The organism is Caballeronia sp. LZ043 (assembly GCF_031451075.1).
Classification (GTDB): Bacteria; Pseudomonadota; Gammaproteobacteria; order Burkholderiales; family Burkholderiaceae; genus Caballeronia.
Genome location: NZ_JARUXT010000001.1, coordinates 194,154 through 214,300 on the forward strand (window position 1 = coordinate 194,154; position 20,147 = coordinate 214,300).

Annotated in this window: 17 protein-coding genes and 1 pseudogene; 13 read left to right on the top strand and 5 right to left on the bottom strand. The window is 65.0% G+C overall.

All coding sequences use genetic code 11. The features are described from left to right. Positions 1 to 37 precede the first annotated feature (37 nt). The 5 genes from QCE64_RS00970 to QCE64_RS00990 are packed head-to-tail and all read left to right on the top strand — an operon-like array spanning position 38 to position 4,124. Positions 38 to 781 carry an SURF1 family protein gene (locus tag QCE64_RS00970; RefSeq protein WP_309913480.1) on the top strand — a complete coding sequence of 248 codons (744 nt, stop codon included), beginning with the start codon at positions 38 to 40 and terminating at the stop codon, positions 779 to 781. A gap of 29 nt (positions 782 to 810) precedes the next feature. Next, positions 811 to 1,476, top strand: coding sequence for an SCO family protein (locus QCE64_RS00975; RefSeq protein WP_404987123.1), 666 nt, complete (start codon positions 811 to 813; stop codon positions 1,474 to 1,476). A gap of 36 nt (positions 1,477 to 1,512) precedes the next feature. Further along, complete coding sequence (locus QCE64_RS00980) at positions 1,513 to 2,622, top strand: COX15/CtaA family protein (protein ID WP_309913483.1); 1,110 nt, start codon at positions 1,513 to 1,515, stop codon at positions 2,620 to 2,622. Between the two features lie 9 nt (positions 2,623 to 2,631). After that, the gene (cyoE, locus tag QCE64_RS00985; RefSeq protein WP_309807102.1) at positions 2,632 to 3,537 is read left to right on the top strand and encodes a heme o synthase; all 906 of its coding nucleotides are present in this window, start codon (positions 2,632 to 2,634) and stop codon (positions 3,535 to 3,537) included. Further along, positions 3,534 to 4,124 (top strand): SCO family protein, encoded by a 591-nt coding sequence (locus QCE64_RS00990; RefSeq protein WP_309807103.1) that lies wholly within the window; start codon positions 3,534 to 3,536, stop codon positions 4,122 to 4,124. The genes cyoE and QCE64_RS00990 overlap by 4 nt, the downstream gene beginning before the upstream one ends. 33 nt (positions 4,125 to 4,157) lie before the next feature. On the opposite strand, the gene QCE64_RS00995 is transcribed toward QCE64_RS00990, so the two are convergent. Then, a complete protein-coding gene (locus tag QCE64_RS00995; protein WP_309913488.1) occupies positions 4,158 to 4,457 on the bottom strand; it encodes a YciI family protein in 300 nt (99 codons plus the stop codon). Positions 4,458 to 4,650: 193 nt separating this feature from the next. Between QCE64_RS00995 and QCE64_RS01000 the strand changes: the two genes are divergently transcribed. After that, positions 4,651 to 5,469, top strand: coding sequence for a MetQ/NlpA family lipoprotein (locus QCE64_RS01000; RefSeq protein WP_309913492.1), 819 nt, complete (start codon positions 4,651 to 4,653; stop codon positions 5,467 to 5,469). 87 nt (positions 5,470 to 5,556) lie between these two features. Here the strand turns inward: QCE64_RS01000 and QCE64_RS01005 are convergent, their stop codons facing one another. After that, the gene (locus QCE64_RS01005; RefSeq protein ID WP_309913494.1) at positions 5,557 to 6,483 is read right to left on the bottom strand and encodes a bifunctional helix-turn-helix transcriptional regulator/GNAT family N-acetyltransferase; all 927 of its coding nucleotides are present in this window, start codon (positions 6,481 to 6,483) and stop codon (positions 5,557 to 5,559) included. A 319-nt stretch (positions 6,484 to 6,802) separates the two neighbouring features. On the opposite strand from QCE64_RS01005, the pseudogene QCE64_RS01010 reads away from it, so the two are divergent. The 5 genes and pseudogenes from QCE64_RS01010 (at position 6,803) to nagE (ending at position 14,380) form a co-directional block, all read left to right on the top strand. Continuing rightward, positions 6,803 to 7,536 (top strand): annotated as a pseudogene (locus tag QCE64_RS01010) (GntR family transcriptional regulator). A gap of 221 nt (positions 7,537 to 7,757) precedes the next feature. Continuing rightward, positions 7,758 to 8,861 (top strand): N-acetylglucosamine-6-phosphate deacetylase, encoded by a 1,104-nt coding sequence (gene nagA, locus QCE64_RS01015; protein ID WP_309913500.1) that lies wholly within the window; start codon positions 7,758 to 7,760, stop codon positions 8,859 to 8,861. Continuing rightward, positions 8,854 to 9,861, top strand: coding sequence for an SIS domain-containing protein (locus tag QCE64_RS01020; protein WP_310004103.1), 1,008 nt, complete (start codon positions 8,854 to 8,856; stop codon positions 9,859 to 9,861). The genes nagA and QCE64_RS01020 overlap by 8 nt, the downstream gene beginning before the upstream one ends. A 12-nt stretch (positions 9,862 to 9,873) precedes the next feature. After that, positions 9,874 to 12,471, top strand: coding sequence for a phosphoenolpyruvate--protein phosphotransferase (gene ptsP / locus QCE64_RS01025; protein WP_310004105.1), 2,598 nt, complete (start codon positions 9,874 to 9,876; stop codon positions 12,469 to 12,471). Positions 12,472 to 12,556: 85 nt separating this feature from the next. Further along, positions 12,557 to 14,380 (top strand): N-acetylglucosamine-specific PTS transporter subunit IIBC, encoded by a 1,824-nt coding sequence (nagE, locus tag QCE64_RS01030; RefSeq protein WP_310002453.1) that lies wholly within the window; start codon positions 12,557 to 12,559, stop codon positions 14,378 to 14,380. 138 nt (positions 14,381 to 14,518) lie between these two features. On the opposite strand, the gene rpoH is transcribed toward nagE, so the two are convergent. Next, positions 14,519 to 15,454, bottom strand: coding sequence for an RNA polymerase sigma factor RpoH (gene rpoH / locus QCE64_RS01035; protein WP_309811346.1), 936 nt, complete (start codon positions 15,452 to 15,454; stop codon positions 14,519 to 14,521). Positions 15,455 to 15,832: 378 nt separating this feature from the next. Between rpoH and QCE64_RS01040 the strand changes: the two genes are divergently transcribed. Both QCE64_RS01040 and QCE64_RS01045 read left to right on the top strand, forming a co-directional pair. Continuing rightward, positions 15,833 to 16,399 carry an acyloxyacyl hydrolase gene (locus tag QCE64_RS01040; protein WP_309913506.1) on the top strand — a complete coding sequence of 189 codons (567 nt, stop codon included), beginning with the start codon at positions 15,833 to 15,835 and terminating at the stop codon, positions 16,397 to 16,399. A gap of 44 nt (positions 16,400 to 16,443) precedes the next feature. Beyond that, positions 16,444 to 16,827 (top strand): nuclear transport factor 2 family protein, encoded by a 384-nt coding sequence (locus QCE64_RS01045; RefSeq protein WP_309807110.1) that lies wholly within the window; start codon positions 16,444 to 16,446, stop codon positions 16,825 to 16,827. Positions 16,828 to 16,853: 26 nt separating this feature from the next. On the opposite strand, the gene leuA is transcribed toward QCE64_RS01045, so the two are convergent. Together leuA and ybiB are read right to left on the bottom strand one after the other, a co-directional pair. Continuing rightward, a complete protein-coding gene (leuA, locus tag QCE64_RS01050; RefSeq protein WP_310002455.1) occupies positions 16,854 to 18,518 on the bottom strand; it encodes a 2-isopropylmalate synthase in 1,665 nt (554 codons plus the stop codon). Between the two features lie 454 nt (positions 18,519 to 18,972). After that, complete coding sequence (gene ybiB / locus QCE64_RS01055) at positions 18,973 to 19,944, bottom strand: DNA-binding protein YbiB (RefSeq protein ID WP_309913511.1); 972 nt, start codon at positions 19,942 to 19,944, stop codon at positions 18,973 to 18,975. Positions 19,945 to 20,147: the final 203 nt, after the last annotated feature.

The following is a 20,147-nucleotide window of genomic DNA, read 5'->3' on the forward strand; positions in this document are numbered from 1 at the left end:
CGCCGCTCAAACGGATGCCGGCGGTAAGGCTTGCCGCATGAAGATTCGTTTCTGGCCCACGCTCCTCATCCTGATCGTCGTCGCGGTGACGGTGCGGCTGGGCTTCTGGCAGCGCGACCGCGCCCATCAGAAGGAGGCGCTCAACGCGCATATCCTCGCCTTCGAACATGCGCCGGCGCAGACAGTCCGCGTCGAGCCGCTGCCGCTGAAGTCGATCGAATTTCATCGCGTCGAGGCGCGCGGGGAGTTCATGCCGGAACGCGTCGTGTATCTGGACAATCGTCCGTATAACGACCAGCCGGGCTTTTATGTCGTGATGCCGCTTAAACTCGAGGACGGCGGCTACGTGCTCGTGAATCGCGGCTGGCTGCCGCGCAATATGGCGGATCGCACGGGCATCGAGGCGTACGACACGCCGAAAGGGGTCGTCGACGTGCAGGGCATCGCGCGCGCCAATGCGTCGCAGGCTTTCGAACTGGGTCATGGCGGCTCGGCCGCGCACAAGGAGATCCGCCAGAACCTGGATATCCGCGCGTATGCCGCAGAAACCGGTCTGTCGTTCCAGCCGTTCGTGATCCAGCAGACCAACGACACCGGCGACAAGCTCGTGCGTGACTGGCCCGCGCCGACCTTGGGCGTCGAGCGCAACTATGGCTACATGTTCCAGTGGTGGGGCATGGCGGCGGCGGCGGTCGGCTTCGGCCTGTACGCCGCGCGGCGTGCCGCGAAGAAGGGCACGACACGCGACACACTCGACGAAGAAGCCGAACACCACGCCTGACAACCGAAGAACCGAGGCACGTTTCATCGATGCAAACACAACGCTCCACCGCCGCCGACACCGATCCCGACAAGACCCCCCGCGCCCGGCAACGCACGGCCAGACAAGGCTCCTGGACCAGCGGACGCTGGATGCTGGTCTTGCTGGCGCTCGTGTGCGCGGCGCCGGTGATCGCGTCCTATCTGATGTACTACGTGTTCAAGCCGGCGGGCGGCACGTCGAGTTACGGCGCGCTGGTCGAACCGCAGCGGCCGATTCCTTCGCAACTGGTCGTGACGAACGAGCAGGGGCAGAGCGTGCCGCTCAAGTCGCTCGAAGGCAAATGGCTGATGATCACGGTGAACGGCAGCGCGTGCGACGAGCAATGCGTGACGCGCCTCTACTTCATGCGTCAGGTGCGCGTGCTGCAATCGGGCGAGCGCGAGCGCGTGGTGAACGTCTGGCTGCGTACCGATGACAAGCCGGTCTCCGACGTCATCAAGGCCGCCTATCCGCAACCCGACACGCGCATGCTGGTCGCCGACGAGAAGGCGGTGGCCGCGTGGCTGCCCGTCGATGACGGCACGAAGCTCACGGACCACATCTATCTCGTCGATCCGAACGGCAATCTGATGATGCGTTTCCCGAAGAACCCCGATCCGAAGAAGATCAACGGCGACGTGGCCAAGCTGTTGAAGTGGTCGCGGATCGGTTGATGGGCGCCTGATACTGAAGTGCAAGGGTAAGAGAGCATGTTCCTACTGCAACTGGGGCTGATCGGCGTGTGCATCGCGCTGCTGCCGCTGTCCTACGTGTGGGTCAAGGCTGATGACAGCAAGTTTCGCAAGCTCGTCTGGCTCACGACTTTCCTGACGCTCGACCTGATCATGTTCGGCGGCTTCACGCGCCTGACCGATTCGGGCCTCGGCTGTCCCGACTGGCCGGGCTGCTACGGCACGTCGTCGCCGTTCATCGCGCATGCGCAGATTGCCGCCGCGTACCAGGCGATGCCGACCGGCCCCGTCAGCATGATGAAGGCGTGGATCGAAATGCTGCACCGTTACTTTGCGATGGCGATCGGCGTGCTGATCATCGCGCAGACGATCATCGCGTGGGCCGCGCGCATCAGGAAGCGGCCGCTGCACGTGTCGCCGTGGTGGCCGACCGGCATCCTCGCGCTGATCCTGCTGCAAGGCGCGTTCGGCGCATGGACGGTCACGCTCAAGCTGCAGCCGGTGATCGTCACGACGCACCTGCTGCTCGGCCTGGCGCTGCTCGGCGTGCTCGGCTGGCTGGCCGCGCGCATGACGCCGATTCCGTCGCTCGACACCGCCGCCGCGCGCTGGATGCCCGCCGCGATGTTCGGCTTGCTGTTGCTGATCGTGCAGATTGCGCTGGGCGGCTGGGTCAGCACCAATTACGCGGTGCTCGCGTGTACCGACTTCCCGCTGTGCAACGGCCAATGGATTCCGCCGATGAACTTCGAGCACGGCTTCCATCTGTGGCGCGCGCTCGGCATGACCGGCGACGGCGATGTGATCTCGCAGGACGCGCTGGTCGCGATCCACTGGACGCACCGCACCTTTGCGATCGTTGTGGTGTTGTACCTGCTGTGGCTTGCAAGCCGCCTGCGACGATTCGAATCGCTGCGCAAGCCCGCGAATGGCGTATTGTTCGTGATCGTGATCCAGTTCCTGACCGGCCTCTCGAACATCGTGCTGCAATGGCCGCTGCCCATTGCCGTCGCGCACAACGGCGGCGCCGCGATCCTGTTGCTGCTACTCGTTATGCTAAACTTTCGAATCTCTTCCAGCCGTCCCGGCCGCGCCACGCTTCCCGCGCGCGACGTCGTTTCAGCGTGACTCCACATCATGGACAGCACGACTCTCAACTCCCCCATCGGCAGCCGCGCAGCGCAGTATCTCGCGCTGACCAAGCCGCGCGTCACGCAACTCGCGGTGTTCTGTGCCGTCATCGGCATGTTCCTGTCCACTCCCGGCATGGTGCCGTGGGACAAGCTGATCGGCGGCGCCGTCGGCATCTGGCTGCTGGCAGGCGCGGCCTTCGCCATCAACTGTCTCGTCGAGCAGAAAGTCGATGCCAAGATGCGCCGCACTGCATGGCGTCCGTCCGCGCGCGGCCAGATCACCACGGCGCAGATCCTGTGGTTCTCGGCGGTGCTGGGCGGCATCGGCATGTGGACGCTCTATCGCTTCACCAATCCGCTCACGATGTGGCTCACGCTCGCCACCTTCGTCGGCTATGCGGTCATCTATACGCTGCTGCTCAAGCCGTACACGCCGCAGAACATCGTGATCGGCGGCGCGTCCGGCGCCATGCCGCCCGCGCTCGGCTGGGCCGCGGTGACGGGCGCCGTGCCCGGCGACGCGTGGATTCTCGTGCTGATCATCTTCGTCTGGACGCCGCCGCATTTCTGGGCGCTCGCGCTGTATCGCCGCAAGGACTATGAGAACGCCGGCCTGCCCATGCTGCCGGTCACGCATGGCGAGAAGTACACGCTGCTCAACATCTTCCTGTACACGCTGGTGCTGTTCGCCGTCACGCTGATGCCCTACATCTCCGGCATGAGCGGCGTCGTGTATCTGGCGAGTGCGATCGCGCTCGGCGCGGGGTTCATCGGCTATGCGTGGAAGATGTACCGCGATTATTCCGATGCCCTCGCGCGCAGGACCTTCCGCTATTCCATCGTGTATCTGTCGCTGCTGTTCGGCGCGCTGCTCGTCGATCATTACGTGCGCACGGTGATCGGGGCATGATGGCCGGTCTGCGTCGTCTGTTCGCGCTGCTGTTCATCGCGGCGCTGCTTTCCGCCTGCGAGAAAGCGCCCGATTTCAAGAATCTCGACATCACCGGCAACAAGCAGTTCGGCAGCGCCTTCTCGCTGCCCGACACGCACGGCAAGACCCGCACGCTCGGCGATTTCAAGGGCAAGGCCGTCGTGCTGTTCTTCGGCTATACGCATTGCCCCGATGTCTGCCCGACCACGCTCGCCGAACTCTCGCAAGCGCTGCAGCAACTCGGCGACAAGGCGAAGGACGTGCAGGTGCTGATGGTGACCGTCGATCCCGCACGCGATACGCCTGAATTGCTGGGTCAGTACGTGGCGGCCTTCAATCCTTCGTTCATCGGCCTGAGGCCTGACAACGACGCGCAGCTCGCGCAGGTCGCCAAGGACTTTCGCGTGTACTACGCGAAATCGGCGGGCAAGACCGCCGACGACTACACGATGGATCACACCGCTGCCAGCTACGTCTTCGACAAGGACGGCAAGCTGCGTCTCTTCGCGCGCGACGGCCAGGGCGTCGAGCCCTGGGTGCACGACCTGAAGCTGCTGATCGACTGAACCTGCAAACGGCCCGCTCGACGGGCCGTTTTCTCATGCGTCGGAAGAAGGCTCCGGCAGGTTCAGCCCGGGCGCAAGCCGCGTGGCCTTGAACTCGGTGATCTCGTAGTGCGCGAGATTTTGCTGCGTGAACGGGTCCTCGGCGATGATCGCGTCGAGCCGCTCACGTTCGATGTTCGACGCCAGGATCACGCCGCCCTCGCGCGGTACCTTCGGCCCCGCGATGACGAACACGCCCGCCGCGAAATAGCGTTCGAGAAAGAGCCGGTGAGCGTCGAGTGCGTCGTCGATTTCGGCCAGCGCGCCGGTATAGCGCAGGTTGATCAGATACATGTCGAGGCTCGCCTCCTTTGAATGCGCAATGGTGATCTTCTGTCGCGATTCTAGCTGCGTCGTGATGCACGTGATAAAGACATGAGCAAACGGTATTTCGACTTGCACCAGCGCTGTGCGAACATCCGTCACCCTGGCGCGTCACTCACCGGCGCCTACCTGCAAGCCACGCATCATCGAAACAAGGAACACCATGCAGCGCAGAAATTTGCTCAAAGCCCTTACCGCCCTCACCGCCCTCACGTCCGCCGCTTTGTTCGCGAGCGCCGCCGCGCACGCGGATGACAAGGTCATCAAGGTCGGCACCATCAGCGGCCCCGACGCGCAGATCTGGCAAGTCGTGCAGAAGGTCGCGAAGCGCGAAGGGCTGAACGTGAAGGTCATCGAGTTCAACGACTACGTGCAGCCGAACGCCGCGCTCGACGCCGGCGATCTCGACGCCAACAGTTTCCAGCACCAGCCTTATCTCGACAGCCAGGTGAAGCAGCGCGGCTACAAGATCGTCAGCGCGGGCCTGACCTATATCTCGCCGCTCGGCGTGTATTCGAAGAAGCTCAAGTCGTTGAAGGACTTGCCGCAGGGCGCGAAGGTGGCGGTGCCGAATGATCCGTCGAACGAGAACCGCGCGCTGCTGCTGTTGCAGACGCAGGGCGTGATCAAGTTGAAGGCGGGCGCCGGCACGAACGGCAACAACGCGACCGCGCTCGACGTGGCGGCGAATCCGAAAAAGATCAAGCTGGTCGAACTCGATGCAGCGCAGTTGCCGCGCACGCTCGCCGACGTCGACGCTGCCGTCATCAACACGAACTTCGCGCTTGCGGCAGGCCTGCAGCCGACGAAGGACGCCATTGCGCTCGAAGACGTGCATAGCCCGTACGCGAACCTGATCGCCGTGCGCGCGCAGGACAAGGACCAGCCGTGGGTGAAGAAACTCGTGGCCGCCTACCAGTCCGACGACGTGCGCCAGTTCCTGAAGAGCGAGTTCAAGGGCTCGATGGTGCCGTCGTTCTGAGGGCGCTCGAAGGCTCGACGCCTTCGCCCGTCATTGCCAGCAACGGCGTCCTGCGGGACGCCGTTGTGCCTTTCACGCCGCGCCGCTTCATTCGACAAACAGCTGCTGCAATTCGCGTTGCCAGATCAGGGTGGTCGAATCGTCCTGCACGGGCGTGAAGCCGGTATGCAGGAACAGTCCGCACAGATCCTCCTGAGCCTCCTCGAGACGGCAGATCACCTGTCCATAGCCGGCGCCGTGCGCGAAGTTGGTGGCGGCGGCCAGCATCCGTTCTCCAAGCCCGCGACGGCGCGCGCCCGGCTCGACGAACAACATGTCGATGCTCGCCTGCGTGTGCGACGCCTCGGTCAGCATGGCTGCGCCGATACGCGTGGAATTGTCCTGCTCCGCCACCCAGCAGGCGATACGCGGTGTGTTCGCCTGCATGGCCGTCAAAAAGCGCGCGACCAGTTTCGCGGCGAACGCCTCGTGCTGCAACTTCGGCCGTCCGGCCACGGAAAGGTGTGCATGGCGCTCGATCATCCAGCCGAAGTCGCCGCCGCGTGGACCACGAAGACGCGTCTCGACATCAGGACGCGCCGGCGACAGCAGGCGTTCGACATCCGCCATGGCCGAGCACAACTGCTCGATTTCGGCGCACGTGAGCTTCTTCAGCAACAACGCGGTGTCGCCGGAAACATGCAGGTCGATTTCATCGACCTTGGCCTTCGCCTCGGGTGTGATTGACAGCAGATGAGCGCGTCCGTCCGCCTCGTTCTTGCGGCGCGCGATCAGTCCGAGCTTCTGGAAGTTGCTGATCAACCGGCTGAGATAGCCGGTGTCCAGTCCAAGATTGCGCGACAGGTCCGCGGCCGTGCTGGCTTTGTGCTGCGCCAGCTCGTGAAGGATGCGAATCTCGGTAAGGGAAAGCGAACTCTTGTGAAGCCGCTCATGGAGCGCGCCGGTATGGCGCGCATAGAAGCGGTTGAAGCGACGCACTGCTTCAACGGCCCGGCTCGGATCTGGATGGCCCATCGCGTAGTCTCTCAAAAATTTTTGATTGAATTTAGTTTTGAATCCGAATTAGCGACAGCATTGTGCCAAGAAGGATTGGTCATGCGAATACGAAAATGCCCGAAAGTTGAATGAATTCAACATTGCAAACCACTTGTAAAAGTGGAATGCCGATACGGGTAAATCCTGATGTTCGTCAAATTCGAAAAAATGCGAAGAAAATCATATAACTTATTGATTTTAAACAGGTTATATCGCTATCGCAAGGGCGTTGAACAGGCGTTGACTGGTATTATGTTGGTTATATAATGGGCTCCGTTCAAGGTTTTCGGGAGCCCAGATGGGTGACGATTGGCAGGCATTGACGCCGGATGCACAGAGCGCAACGCCGCTCTACCTGCAGCTTGCGTCGCGTCTTGCCAGCGCCATTCATGCGGGCACCCGGAGCGCAGGCGAGGCGTTGCCGGCGGAGCGCACGTTGTCGGAAGCGGTGGGCGTGTCGCGCATCACGGCGCGCAAGGCACTGGCGCTGCTGGTCGAGCAAGGCCTCATCCGGCGCGCACGCGGTGCCGGCAGTTTCATCACGCCACGCACCGAAGATCCGCTGTCCCGTCTGACCGGCTTCACGCGAAAATGGAGCAGCGCGGCTTCAGGTCGGATTCGGTCTGGCTGGATCGCAGACTGCGCACAGCGAATCGGGAGGAAACGGTGCGTCTGGGTCTGTCTCCGGGCGCGGCCGTTGCGAGCCTGAAGCGTCTGCGCCGTGCGGACGGCATCGTGATGGCCGTGGAGCAATCAACCTTGCCGGTGGCCGTCGTACCGGACCCGGACGCAATCGGGCTGTCGCTGTATCGCTATCTGGAGGAGCGTGGACTGTCGGTGGTGCGCGCGTTGCAGCACTTTCGCGCGGTGAATGCGAGTGTGGACATCGCCCGGCTGATGGGTGTCGCGCCGCGCGCCGCCTTGCTCGTGATCACGCGGATCGGCTATTCGGCGGATCAACGCGCAATCGAACTGACGGATACCTATTGCCGCGACGACTACTACGACTTCGTCGCGGAACTGCACCGATGAATTCCCGGTAGCGCAATCAGCAGCAAGCCCCGCATCACCCGCAAGCCCCGCAACACCCGCAACACCCGCAACACCCGCAACACCCGCAGCATCAGCAACAAAGAACAGAACGAGAGGACCCAAGGAAGCCGTTCGCCTTTCCATCCGATGGAAGCCTGCTCGCAGCAGGGCGCGGACGACACTGAACCTCATTCAAGCATCGCGTACTTCCAGAGAACTTCATGCTGAAAGGAAACATACTCACGACCGACGGCTGGATCCATGGCTCGGTGCGTTTCGAGAACGGCCGCGTGACGGCGCTCGAAGGGCATATCGTCGATCCGCTCGCGAACGATGCGCCATACATCCTGCCGGGCTTCATCGACCTGCACGTGCATGGCGGCGGCGGGCGCGACATCATGGAAGGCGGCGACGCCGCCGACACCGTGACGCGCCAGCACGCGCAACACGGCACGACGAGCCTGCTCGCCACGACCATGACCGCGCCGCGCGACGAACTCATGCAGGTCGTGGCCGGTCTCGGCGAACAGGCGAAGCGGCGCGCGGCGGGCGGCGCACGCGTGCTCGGCGTGCATCTCGAAGGGCCGTACATCAATCCCGGCAAGCTGGGCGCGCAACCGGACGCGGCTGCCGTCGCGGTGCGCAGCGAGGTGCTGAAGTACCTCGAACTCGCGCCGATTCGCGTGGTGACGATCGCGCCGGAAATCTCCGGCCATCTCGACATCATTTCCGACATGGCGGCGCGCGGCGTACGCGTGCAGCTCGGCCATTCGCTCGGCACCTATGACGACGCCGTCAACGCGCTCAAGCACGGCGCCCGCGGTTTCACGCATTTGTTCAACGCCATGTCGCCGCTGCATCACCGCGATCCGGGCATGGTCGGCGCGGCGCTCGCGCACGCCGAATACGCCGAGCTCATTCCCGATCTGCTGCACGTGCATCCGGGCGCGATCCGCGCCGCGCTGCGTGCGATCCCGCGCCTGTATGTGGTCACCGACAGCACCTCGGCGGCGGGCATGCCCGACGGCGAATATCGCCTGGGCAGCCAGCATGTGACCAAGTGCATGGGCGGCGTGCGTCTCGCCGACGGGACGCTTGCCGGCAGCACGCTCACCATGGACCAGGCGCTGCGCAATCTCGTCTCGCTGGGCATTCCGCTCGCGGACGTCTCGAATCGCCTGTCGCGCTATCCCGCCGATTACCTCGGACTCGAAGATCGCGGCCGCATCGCGCGCGGCGCATGGGCCGATCTCGTCGTGCTCGACCGGGACCACGCGCTGACCGCCACGTATGTCGAAGGAGAATCCATTGTCGAATATGCTTAACGAAGCGCTGGAAGCCGCGAATGTCGTCGCGGCCCAGCTCGCCGATACCTCGCGCGTCGAGGCGCTCGCCGTAAAACTGGCGGAGCAGCCGCGTCACGTCGCGCTGACCGTGGCGCGCGGCAGCTCGGATCACGCCGCCAGTTATTTCGCAAGCCTGACCATGAGCCGCCTCGGCGTGCCGGTCGCTTCGCTGCCGATGTCGGTCGCCACGCTGCAACAGGCGCCGCTGCGCGTGTCGGGCCAATTGGCCGTCGCGTTCTCGCAGTCGGGCAAGAGCCCGGATCTCGTCGGCACGATGCAGGCGTTGCGCAACGCCGGCGCCTTCACGGTCGCGGCCGTCAATGTCGAAGGCTCGTCGCTCGAAAGCGCCTGCGAATACTTCCTGCCCTTGCTCGCGGGTCCGGAACTCTCGGTGGCCGCGACCAAGAGCTACATCGCGATGCTCTCGCTCTCGGCCATCGTGGTCGCTCACGTGCAACGCGACGCCGAACTGCTGAAGGCGCTCGAATCCCTGCCGGACGCACTGCGCGCCGCGGGCCGGCTCGACTGGACGCGCGCGGTGACGGAGCTGACGAACATCGACCGGATGATCGTGATCGGACGGGGTCTCGGTCTCGCGATCGCCCAGGAAGCCGCGCTCAAGCTCAAGGAGACCTCGGGCATCCAGGCCGAGGCGTTCTCCAGCGCCGAAGTGCGTCATGGTCCGATGGAAATCATCGATCGCGACTATCCGCTGCTCGTGTTCGCGCCGCGCGGACCGGAGCAGGCAGGTCTGATCCAGCTTGCCGCCGACATGCGCGCACGCGGCGCGCGCGTGCTGCTCGCCGCGCCGGAGGACGTCGCGGACGCGGAGCTGCCGCTCGTCGCCACGGATCATCCGGCGCTGGATCCGATTGCCGCGATCCTTTCGTTCTACGTGATGGCCGCGGGTCTGGCCGCCGCGCGCGGGCGCAATCCCGACGCGCCGCGCCACCTGAACAAGGTCACCGAAACCCATTGAGTGAGAAAGCCGATGCGCCGTGCCGAGGAGTCCCTGTTGAATCATTCCACCGATAACCCGAGCGATGTCGTGCTGCTCGCGCCGTTCACCGGCCCGATCGTCCCGCTCGCCGACGTGCCGGACCCGGTGTTTGCGCAGGGCATGTTCGGCGACGGCATCGGCATCGATCCGCTCGACAACGTGCTGGCCGCGCCCTGCGACGGCACCGTGACCCATCTCGCGCGCACCCATCACGCGGTGACGCTGCGCACGAAGGAGGGCGCGGAAATTCTCGTGCATATCGGCATCGACACGGTCGAGCTGGGCGGCGAGGGCTTCGCGCCGATGGTCGAGCAGGGCGCCGAGGTGCGCGCCGGCCAGCCGCTGATCGAATTCAACGCAGATTTTGTCGCGCAACACGCGCCGAGCCTCGTTTCCGTGATCGCGATCGCCAACGGCGACGCGTTCGATGTCATCGAGCGCGCCGGGCGCGGCGTGCTGAAGTCCGGTGCGCGCTTGCTGGTTCTCCGTGCGAAAGCCGGCGAGCGGGCCGAGACGGCGCGCTCGGGTGCGCTCGTCATGGAAGAGGCGCGCCGTCGCCTGACGCTGGCGAGCGCGGGCGGTCTGCATGCGCGGCCGGCGGCGCGGGCGCGCGAGGCCGCGCGCGGTTTCGACGCCAAGGTGGAAGTGCGTTACGAAGGCAAGAAAGCGCCGGTGGAGAGCGTGGTCGGCTTGCTCAGCCTCGGTGCGGGCGAAGGCGTGACGGTCGAACTGGTCGGCATCGGCGCGCAGGCGCAGCAGGCCGTGGACGCGGTCGCCGCCGAATTGCTGCGCGAGGCGCATGGCGAAGTCGAGGAATCGCGGGCGCAGACGCGTTCGCCGGCGCCTGTCGCGTCGGCTGCGCGGACGGCCGACGCGGGCCAGCCGCTGCCGCCCAACACGCTCGCGGGCGTGTGCGCCGCGCCGGGCATCGCGGTCGGAAAGCTGGTGCGATGGGACGACCAGGACATCGTGCCGCCGGAGCAGGCGAGCGGTTCGTCGGCGGCGGAAAGCCGTGCGCTCGATCGCGCCATCGCCCAGGTCGATGCCGAACTCGGCGAGACCGTGCGCACTGCCTCGCAGCGCGGCGCGGTGGGTGAGGCGGGGATTTTCGCGGTGCATCGCGTGCTGCTGGAAGACCCGACTTTGGTTGACGCCGCGCGCGATCTGATCAGCCTCGGCAAGAGCGCGGGCTTTGCGTGGCGCGAAGCGATCCAGACGCAGATCGCGTTGCTCTCGAACGTGCAGGACGATCTCCTCGCCGAGCGCGCCGCCGATCTGCGCGACATCGCCAAGCGCGTGCTGCGCGCGCTCGGGCTGACCAATACGGCGGCAGCGGAACTGCCGCCGGAAGCCGTGCTCGCGGCGACCGAATTCACCCCGTCCGACCTGGCCTCGCTCGACCGCACGCGCGTCACGGCGCTCGTGATGTCGCGCGGCGGCGCAACTTCGCACGCGGCGATCATCGCGCGGCAGATCGGCATCCCGGCGCTGGTCGCCATCGGCGATGCGCTGCACGCCATTCCGGAAGGCACGCAGGTCGTCGTCGATGCCTCGGCGGGCCGCCTCGAGCATGCGCCCACCGACGTCGATGTCGAACGCGCCCGCGCCGAGCGCGATCGTCTGGCCGGCGTGCGCGAAGCGAACCGCAAGCTGTCGCAAGAAGCGGCCTCGACGAAGGACGGCCGGGCGATCGAAGTCGCCGCCAACATCGCGACGCTCGACGACGCGAAGGCCGCCGTCGAGAACGGCGCCGACGCCGTCGGCCTGCTGCGCACCGAACTGCTGTTCATCCATCGCCAGTCGGCGCCCACCGCCACTGAGCACGCGGAGAGCTACCAAGGAATCGTCGACGCCTTGCAGGGCCGCACGGCCATCATCCGCACGCTGGACGTAGGCGCGGACAAGGAAGTCGACTACCTGACGCTGCCGCCTGAGGAAAATCCGGCGCTGGGCCTGCGCGGCATCCGGCTCGCACAAGTGCGCCCCGATCTGCTCGACGACCAGCTGCGCGGCCTGCTGGCCGTCAAGCCGGCGAGCGCGGTGCGCATTCTCCTGCCGATGGTCACCGATTCCGGCGAGCTTCAGCGCCTACGCGCGCGCATCGACGAACTGGCGCGCGAAGCGGGACGCACGGAGCCGGTGGAAGTGGGCGTGATGATCGAGGTGCCGTCGGCGGCGCTGCTCGCCGACCAGCTCGCGAAATACGCGGACTTCCTCTCCATCGGCACCAACGATCTGACCCAGTACACGCTCGCGATGGACCGCTGCCAGCCCGATCTCGCCGCGCAGTCGGACGGTCTGCATCCGGCTGTCCTGCGCCTCATCAAGACGGCGGTGCAGGGCGCGGAGAAGCACGGCAAGTGGGTCGGCGTGTGCGGTGCGCTCGGCGGCGATCCGGTTGCGGCGCCCTTGCTCGTCGGCCTCGGCGTGACCGAACTGTCGGTCGATCCGGTGTCGGTGCCCGGCATCAAGGCGCGGGTGCGCAATCTCGACTATCAGCTTTGCCGTCAGCGCGCCGAGGATTGCCTCGCGCTCGAATCGGCACAGGCAGTAAGAGCGGCAAGCCGCGAGATCTGGCCGCAGGACTGATCGTCCCCCGCGGTCCGTCGCGCGCAAGCCATTTTTGGCCATCCCCGAAGCAGTAACGACAAGACCTATATTTTTGGAGAACCCGATGGACGCCAACCCGTTTGCGAAAATGCAGCGACTAGGTCGCGCGCTGATGCTGCCGATCGCCGTGCTACCGGTGGCCGGCCTGCTTCTGCGGCTCGGCCAGCCCGATGTCTTCAACATCAAGATGATCGCCGACGCCGGTGACGCCATCTTCACGAATCTGCCGCTGCTGTTCGCCATCGGCGTGGCGGTGGGTTTCGCGAAGGACAACAACGGCACGGCGGGCCTGGCCGGTGCGATCGGCTATCTGATCGAGATCGCCGTGATGAAGGACATCAACGACAAGCTCAACATGGGCGTGCTGTCGGGGATCATCGCCGGGATGGTGGCCGGCTATCTGTATAACAAGTACAAGGACATCAAGCTCCCCGAGTACCTGGCGTTCTTCGGCGGCAAGCGCTTCGTGCCGATTGTCACGGGCGTCGCCTGCCTGATACTCGGCATCGTGTTCGGCTATGTCTGGCAGCCGGTGCAGGCGGCCATCGACAGCGCGGGCAACTGGCTCACGACGGCCGGCGCGCTCGGCACCTTCGTGTTCGGCGTGCTGAACCGGATCCTGCTCGTCACGGGCCTGCATCACATCATCAATTCGCTGGCCTGGTTCGTGTTCGGTTCGTTCACCCCGCCCGACGGCGGGGCGATCGTGCATGGCGACCTGCATCGTTTCTTCGCCGGCGACAAGACCGCGGGCGGCTTCATGACCGGCTTCTTCCCGATCATGATGTTCGGCCTGCCGGCCGCGTGCCTCGCGATGTTCCACGAAGCGCCGAAGGAGCGCCGCGCGGTGGTGGGCGGCCTGTTGTTCTCGATGGCCCTGACCGCGTTCCTGACCGGCGTGACCGAGCCGATTGAATACAGCTTCATGTTTCTGGCGCCGGTGCTGTACGGCATCCACGCCGTGCTGACGGGGCTGTCGCTTGCGATCTGCTCCGCGCTCGGCATCCATCTGGGCTTCACGTTCTCGGCGGGCGCGATCGACTACGTGCTGAACTACGGGCTGTCGCAGCGCGGCTGGCTGGCGCTCGTGATCGGCGTGATCTATTTCGTCATCTACTACGGGCTGTTCCGCTTCTTCATCCGCCGCTTCAACATGGCGACGCCGGGCCGTGAGCCGGCCACGACCGACGCTGAAACCGATGCCACGCAAACGGTGGAAGGCGGCCTGATTCCGCCGCTGCCGGGCACGGTGGCCGCGTCGGCCGCGAGCTCGCGTGCCGCGAAGTACATTGCCGCGCTGGGCGGTGCGTCGAACCTGACGCTCGTCGATGCCTGCACGACGCGCCTGCGTCTCTCGGTCGTGAACTCGGAGAAGGTCTCGGAAGCGCAGTTGAAGACGATTGGCGCGCGTGGCGTGCTCAAGCGCGGCGCGACCAACGTACAGGTCATCATCGGGCCGGAAGCGGATCTCATCGCCGATGAAATCCGCGGTGAACTGGAGCATTCGTCGGAGCGCGGCGCGACGCCGGCATCGTCGGCGCCGGCGCAACCGGCGGCGGCTGTTGCGGCATCGGCCACGGCTACGGCTACCGCGACTTCCGGCGATCAAACCGCCGGCCCGCTCGATCCCGATCCGCTGCGCTGGCTCGCGGTGTTCGGCGGCGCGACCAATGTGGCCTCGCTCGATGCCGTCGCGGCGACGCGCCTGCGTGTGGTCGTGCGCGATCCTTCGTCGGTGGATCGGCAGCGGCTGTCGGCGCTGGATGTGGCGTGGGTGTCGGCGGATACGTTCCACATTGTCGTGGGCGCGGCGGCGCAGCGTTATGCCGCGCAGATGTCGACGCGTCTGTCGAACAATGGCGGCGGCGCGGCGCCCCTGCCGGCGTGATGCGGTGATGGAGCTGTCGTAACGTAACGGCGCCTGCGGGCGCCGTTACTTATGCTGCATTCGGAGCAAGAAAAAAGAAAAGGCCGGCCGTCTTGCGACGGCCGGCCTTGCAGTTTCTGCTTAAGGCATAGTCAGGCGTTACGCGTAGTCGTGCAGCGCGGAACGCATCTTCTTCATGGCGCTGGCCTCGATCTGGCGAATGCGCTCCGCCGAGACGCCGAATTCATCGGCCAGTTCGTGCAGCGTCTTGCCGCCCGAGCCGTCGTCCTGCACGTCGAGCCAGCGCGCCTCGATGATGCGGCGGCTGCGCTCGTCGAGCGACTCCAGCGCGTCGGCCAGGCCGTCGCTTTGCAGCTTGTCGAACTGGCGCGCGGCGATCACGTTGGTCGGCTCGTTGTGCGAGTCAGCCAGATAGGCGATGGGCGCGAACGCTTCCTCGCCGTCTTCCACCTGGCCTTCGAGCGCAATGTCGCCGCCCGACAGACGCGTTTCCATCTCCGCAACTTCCTCGCGCTTCACGTTCAGTTCGCTCGCGAGGCCTTCGATCTCGTCCGGCGTGAATGCCGCATGGCTGGTCTTGTGGCTGCGAAGATTGAAGAACAGCTTGCGCTGGGCCTTCGTGGTTGCGACCTTGACCATGCGCCAGTTGCGCAGAATGTATTCGTGGATCTCGGCCTTGATCCAGTGCATGGCGTACGACACCAGGCGCACGTTTTGCTCCGGGTCGAAACGCTTCACGGCTTTCATCAGACCGATGTTGCCTTCCTGGATCAGGTCCGCGTGCGGCAGGCCGTAGCCAAGATAGTTGCGGGCGATCGACACGACCAGCCGCAAGTGCGAAAGCACCAACTGGCGCGCGGCGTTCAGGTTGCCCTGTTCGCGGAATTCAGTGGCGTACTGACGTTCCTCTGCTTGCGACAGCATCGGAATACGGTTCACTGCTTGTATGTAGGAATCGATGTTGCCGATCTGGCCGGTCAACATCGACGACTGTGCGTACGTCAGCGCGCCTGCCGAAGATGCCTTGGCAGGTGCCGAGCTCAGTACATTCGGAAGGGTCATCGCATTGGACACGCTCATAAGCTCCTTAATCAACAATTGCTGGTTGCCTTGGCCTTCTGTTGAATCCAGCCGCGACAAGTCAAGCACGATATTAGCACTCCGGTTCAACGAGTGCTAAGTGTTAGAGGGGAGGGATATGCGGGAGTTCCCACAAATGCTATCAGAGTTGCGGGTTTAATAGGACAGACTGTTGCGGCGTACAAGGTCAGACTTACCGATATGGGGGGCAGTGTCGAATGTATTTCCAGTTTGAACCTGGCAGACGAAAGATAATTCAACGAAAAGTGTAAGGCAGCAGCAAATCCTGCAATTGTTTTAAAAGGTCTCTAGAATCCGCCAGACGACTGTCGTCTCGTGAACCCGCCTGTCATCGGAGCATATGGGGTGCCCATGCATAAAAAAAAGAGTTCCTGGCTGAGTCCGCTGTCCCGTCTGGCAGTCTGCGCCGCATTCGGCCTGGCCTCGGCTGCCGCGCATGCTGACCGGTTCGGCGTGCAGTTTGCCGGCGGCGTCGCGGATCGCGACATCAAAAAAGCCGATCTCGGCCTGGTCTGGGATCCCGGCCTCACCTGGTGGGAAATCGGCGGCTTCCATTTTACGGTCGTCGGGGAGGGCCACGTGTCGTACTGGCATACCACTGAAGACAATGCCGTGCACCCGAACATCTGGGAATTCGGTCTGACGCCGGTGCTGCGTTTCGTGAAGAGCTCGGGCTATTTCCGGCCGTTCATCGAGGCGGGCGTGGGCGTGCGGCTGCTGTCGCACACGCGGATCACGCAGGACTTCACGGTGTCCACCGCGTTCCAGTTCGCCGACATGGTCGGCGTCGGCATGATCTTCGGCGAGAAGCAGAACTATCAGGCGGGCTTCCGCTTCCAGCATCTCTCGAACGCCAGTATCAAAGAGCCGAATCCTGGTATAAATTTCAGCCAGCTCTATCTGCAATACAACTTCTGACGAGGCGCCGGCGCAGCGGTTCCTCGACTCAAGAGGACCGACAGATGCCGGCGAAAACCATTGAGGCCATCCGCGGCCTCGAGCGCGACCGCTTCCGGGCCATGGTCGAAGGCGACGGCCCGGCGCTCGACGCGCTGCTGGCCGAGAACGTCTGCTATGTCCACACCAACGGCAAGCGCGAAACCAAGCGCCAGTTCATCGACGCGATCACCGCGGGCCGGCGGCGGTATCGGCAGATCGAGATCCAGTCGCAGGACGTCTTCGCAGCAGGCCGCGACACCTGCCTGGTGTCGGGGCGGGCGCTGATCGAAATGGAATCGAAGAACGGCGCGCTGCTGTTTCCCATCGCCTACACCGCGGTCCACGTCCAGAGCGAAGGGCAGTGGCAGCTGCTGGCGCTGCAGGCAACGCGCGTTGCACTCGAATAGCTGCGCGCCGCCCCCTCCACCCGGCGTTACGCCGTCTCCACCGTCTCGTCCTGCCGTTCCACCTGTCCGACGCGCTTCGAGCGGTTCACCGCGCTCACGACCGCATCGGCGACCGCCAGCGCCGGATTCGCATGCACCGCGACGCCGAAGCGCGTCTGCCCGTCGCCGACCCGGCAGCCGACGAACGCCGCCGTATCGCCGCCCGCCGTCACGGCCGTTTCAAGCCAGTTGACGCTGGCCTCGATGCCCAGCACCGACGCGACCGTCCGCGCCCATGCATCGCCGCTCGCCGCATTCGAGGCGCTCGCCGCGCCCGGCACCGTGACGCGCTTGCCGAACACCGACAACGTCGCTGCGTCCACGCGCGACACCGGCCCGCCCGCGTCGAAATACTCGCGCTTGAAGAGTTCGCAGATCGCCTCGCCGCCGATTTCCGCGCCCGAGGCATCGGTGACCTGCTGCACGGCGTGGCTGAATTCGATCTGCACGCGGCGCGGCGGCGTAAAACCGAGGCCGCGTTCGAGCAGATAGGTCGCGCCGCCCTTGCCGGACTGGCTGTTGACGCGAATCACGGCGTCGTAGCTGCGGCCGAGATCGGCGGGATCGATCGGCAGATAGGGAATTTCCCAGACGGTGCCCGGCTCGCGCTGCGCGAAGCCCTTGCGGATGGCGTCCTGATGCGAACCCGAAAACGCGGTGAACACGAGGTCGCCGGCATACGGATGACGCGGATGCACCGGAATCTGGTTGCAGCGTTCGATCAGCCGGCGCACGGCGTCGATGTCCGAGAAATCGAGGCCCGGATCGATTCCTTGCGTGTAGAGATTGAGCGCGAGCGTCACGAGATCGACGTTGCCGGTTCGCTCGCCGTTGCCGAACAGGCAGCCTTCGACGCGGTCCGCGCCCGCCAGCACCGCAAGTTCCGCGGCGGCGACCGCCGTGCCGCGATCGTTGTGCGGATGCACCGACAACACGATGCTGTCGCGGAAGCCCATGTTGCGGTCCATCCATTCGATCTGGTCGGCGAAGACGTTGGGCGAGGCGGCTTCGACCGTGGCAGGCAGGTTCACGATCATCTTGTGATCGGGCGTCGGCCGCCACATCTGCGCGACGGCGTCGCACACCTCGCGCGCGAACGGCAGCTCGGTCATGCTGAAGGTTTCGGGCGAGTACTGATAGGTCCAGTGCGTGCCCGGCCGGGTGGCCGCGCATTCCTTGATCATGCGCGTGCCTTCGACCGCCAGCGCCTTCACCTCGTCCTTCGACTGGTTGAACACGATCTTGCGGAACGACGGCGCGATCGCGTTATAGAGATGCACGATCACCTTGCTCGCGCCTTCGACCGCCTCGAACGTCCGTTCGATGAGTTCACGCCGCGACTGCACGAGCACTTCGATGGTGACGTCGTCCGGAATGCGTTTTTCGTCGATCAGCTTGCGGACGAAATCGAAATCCGTCTGCGATGCCGAAGGGAACCCCACTTCGATTTCCTTGAACCCGATCTTCACCAGCATCTCGAAGAATTCGAGCTTGGCGGCGATGCTCATCGGCTCGATCAGCGACTGGTTGCCGTCGCGCAGGTCGGTGCTCATCCAGATGGGCGCGCGTTCGATCGTGCGATTGGGCCAGCGGCGGCCATTGAGGCGGACTTGCGGGAACGGGCGGTATTTCTCGGCGGGGCTCGGCATCATGATCGTCGACCTCTTTTCGGACGGTTTGCGTAGCGCCTGCGAGAGCGGCCGGCACCGGCGGCTGGCCGGGCACGGCGGGATGCACGAGAAACCGGGCGGCGCGCGCGTTCGCGTGGATCACCAGCGATGGTGACGCTTGCGACCAACGTGAACGTGCGCGAAGCAGCGTGCATGTGACCCTCGCGTTTCCGTTTCGCGGGATGCGCGAACGAAACACTGACGACTACAGGTGGTGACAAAGGAACTGCGGGAACGGCGAAAAACGGGCGGAGGACCGGGCGCCTTGCGACGCACGGCGCTACGTCTGGCGACTTACGCTAGACGTAGCGATAGGGGCCGCGCTAGGCGGCCCGAAATAATTCGGAGGGAGGTGTTCGGGGTGAAGCTCATGCGCTCGACTTTAAACCACCGTTGAATACCGTGTCAAATGGCGATCCCGATGAAGCCTGGCCGCTCAGGCGGTCCGGCGCACCACGTCGCTGATCACTTCCACCTGCCGAGCGACCGCCGGCGGCACCGGAATATCGCCGCGCAGCACGCATTCGGTCCAGCGCGCGGTGGTCGCCGCGTCCAGCGCTTCGGGCAGATCCACATGCGGCGCGTGCGCCTGCGAATGCTCCGGGGAGAGCAGCGTTTCGACGCGGCCGTCGTGGAACCAGTCCACCTGGACCTGACGGCGCGTGTCCGCGACCGCCTCGCCTTCCGTGCCGCGCGCCAGCAGCGCACCGCCCGCCGCGGCTTCCGGATGCGCGGTGAACAGGCCGGTAAGGCTGTCGCGATATTCCGGATGCGTGTAGTTGACGAGTCTCAGCCCCGGTTCCGCGAACGGCTGGAGAATCTTGACGAGCGTATGGGTCGAATTGCGCACGCCCATCCGGCGCCGCAGCGCCAGCAGCCGCGCGAGCTTCGGCGCGAGCACGTTAATGGGCGCGAACGCCAGGCGGCGCGAGGCGAGACTGTCTTCGATTTCGTCGTGCGAAGCGGCATGCGCGATGCCCAGTTCAGCAAAGATTTCGGCGCTGGTGATGCGGCCAGGATCGTCGCTGACGCCGTGCACCAGTACGGGCACGCCCTCGCGCGCCAGCAAGTGCGACAGCAGCGGCACGAGATTCGGGGTCTTGCGCGCGCCGTTGTAGCTCGGGATGGAAACCGGCCGCGCGTGTTCGCGGCCATCCTGGACGTGCAAGGGCTCGAACGACCGATGCGCGGCCGCCAGCATGGCATTCAGTTCGGCGGACGTTTCGCCTTTCACGCGATACGCGAGCAGCACGGCGCCGAGTTCGAGCTCGGGCACGCGCTCGTCGAGCATGGCTTCGTAGAGTGCGTAGGTGTCGTCGTGCGAGAGGGCGCGCGCGCCGTTCGGTCCACGGCCGATTTCCTTGATATAGCGTGCGCAGGGGAAGACGGGAAGAGCAGAGTCGGTCATTGGAGAGGGGCGCGGGCCGGGCGCTCACGTGGGTGTTCGGATGCGTCTTTGTGAGCGATGCCGCCGCGCATTTTCAGGGTGCAGGAATAACATTCAGTACCGCATTTGGCGGGCGTACGCAAGTTGCGCCAGCCTTCTGTCAGACGTGCCATTCGTCTGACGGCTTGCCGCCATCCTGATCCGGCACGCGTCGCGCCAGCGCG

Coding starts and splice junctions, on each gene's coding strand:
- QCE64_RS00970 (WP_309913480.1), top strand. CDS start 38: ATGAAGATTCGTTTCTGGCCCACGCTCCTCATCCTGATCGTCGTCGCG.
- QCE64_RS00975 (WP_404987123.1), top strand. CDS start 811: ATGCAAACACAACGCTCCACCGCCGCCGACACCGATCCCGACAAGACC.
- QCE64_RS00980 (WP_309913483.1), top strand. CDS start 1,513: ATGTTCCTACTGCAACTGGGGCTGATCGGCGTGTGCATCGCGCTGCTG.
- cyoE (WP_309807102.1), top strand. CDS start 2,632: ATGGACAGCACGACTCTCAACTCCCCCATCGGCAGCCGCGCAGCGCAG.
- QCE64_RS00990 (WP_309807103.1), top strand. CDS start 3,534: ATGATGGCCGGTCTGCGTCGTCTGTTCGCGCTGCTGTTCATCGCGGCG.
- QCE64_RS00995 (WP_309913488.1), bottom strand. CDS start 4,457: ATGTATCTGATCAACCTGCGCTATACCGGCGCGCTGGCCGAAATCGAC.
- QCE64_RS01000 (WP_309913492.1), top strand. CDS start 4,651: ATGCAGCGCAGAAATTTGCTCAAAGCCCTTACCGCCCTCACCGCCCTC.
- QCE64_RS01005 (WP_309913494.1), bottom strand. CDS start 6,483: ATGGGCCATCCAGATCCGAGCCGGGCCGTTGAAGCAGTGCGTCGCTTC.
- nagA (WP_309913500.1), top strand. CDS start 7,758: ATGCTGAAAGGAAACATACTCACGACCGACGGCTGGATCCATGGCTCG.
- QCE64_RS01020 (WP_310004103.1), top strand. CDS start 8,854: ATGCTTAACGAAGCGCTGGAAGCCGCGAATGTCGTCGCGGCCCAGCTC.
- ptsP (WP_310004105.1), top strand. CDS start 9,874: ATGCGCCGTGCCGAGGAGTCCCTGTTGAATCATTCCACCGATAACCCG.
- nagE (WP_310002453.1), top strand. CDS start 12,557: ATGGACGCCAACCCGTTTGCGAAAATGCAGCGACTAGGTCGCGCGCTG.
- QCE64_RS01040 (WP_309913506.1), top strand. CDS start 15,833: ATGCATAAAAAAAAGAGTTCCTGGCTGAGTCCGCTGTCCCGTCTGGCA.
- QCE64_RS01045 (WP_309807110.1), top strand. CDS start 16,444: ATGCCGGCGAAAACCATTGAGGCCATCCGCGGCCTCGAGCGCGACCGC.
- leuA (WP_310002455.1), bottom strand. CDS start 18,518: ATGATGCCGAGCCCCGCCGAGAAATACCGCCCGTTCCCGCAAGTCCGC.
- ybiB (WP_309913511.1), bottom strand. CDS start 19,944: ATGACCGACTCTGCTCTTCCCGTCTTCCCCTGCGCACGCTATATCAAG.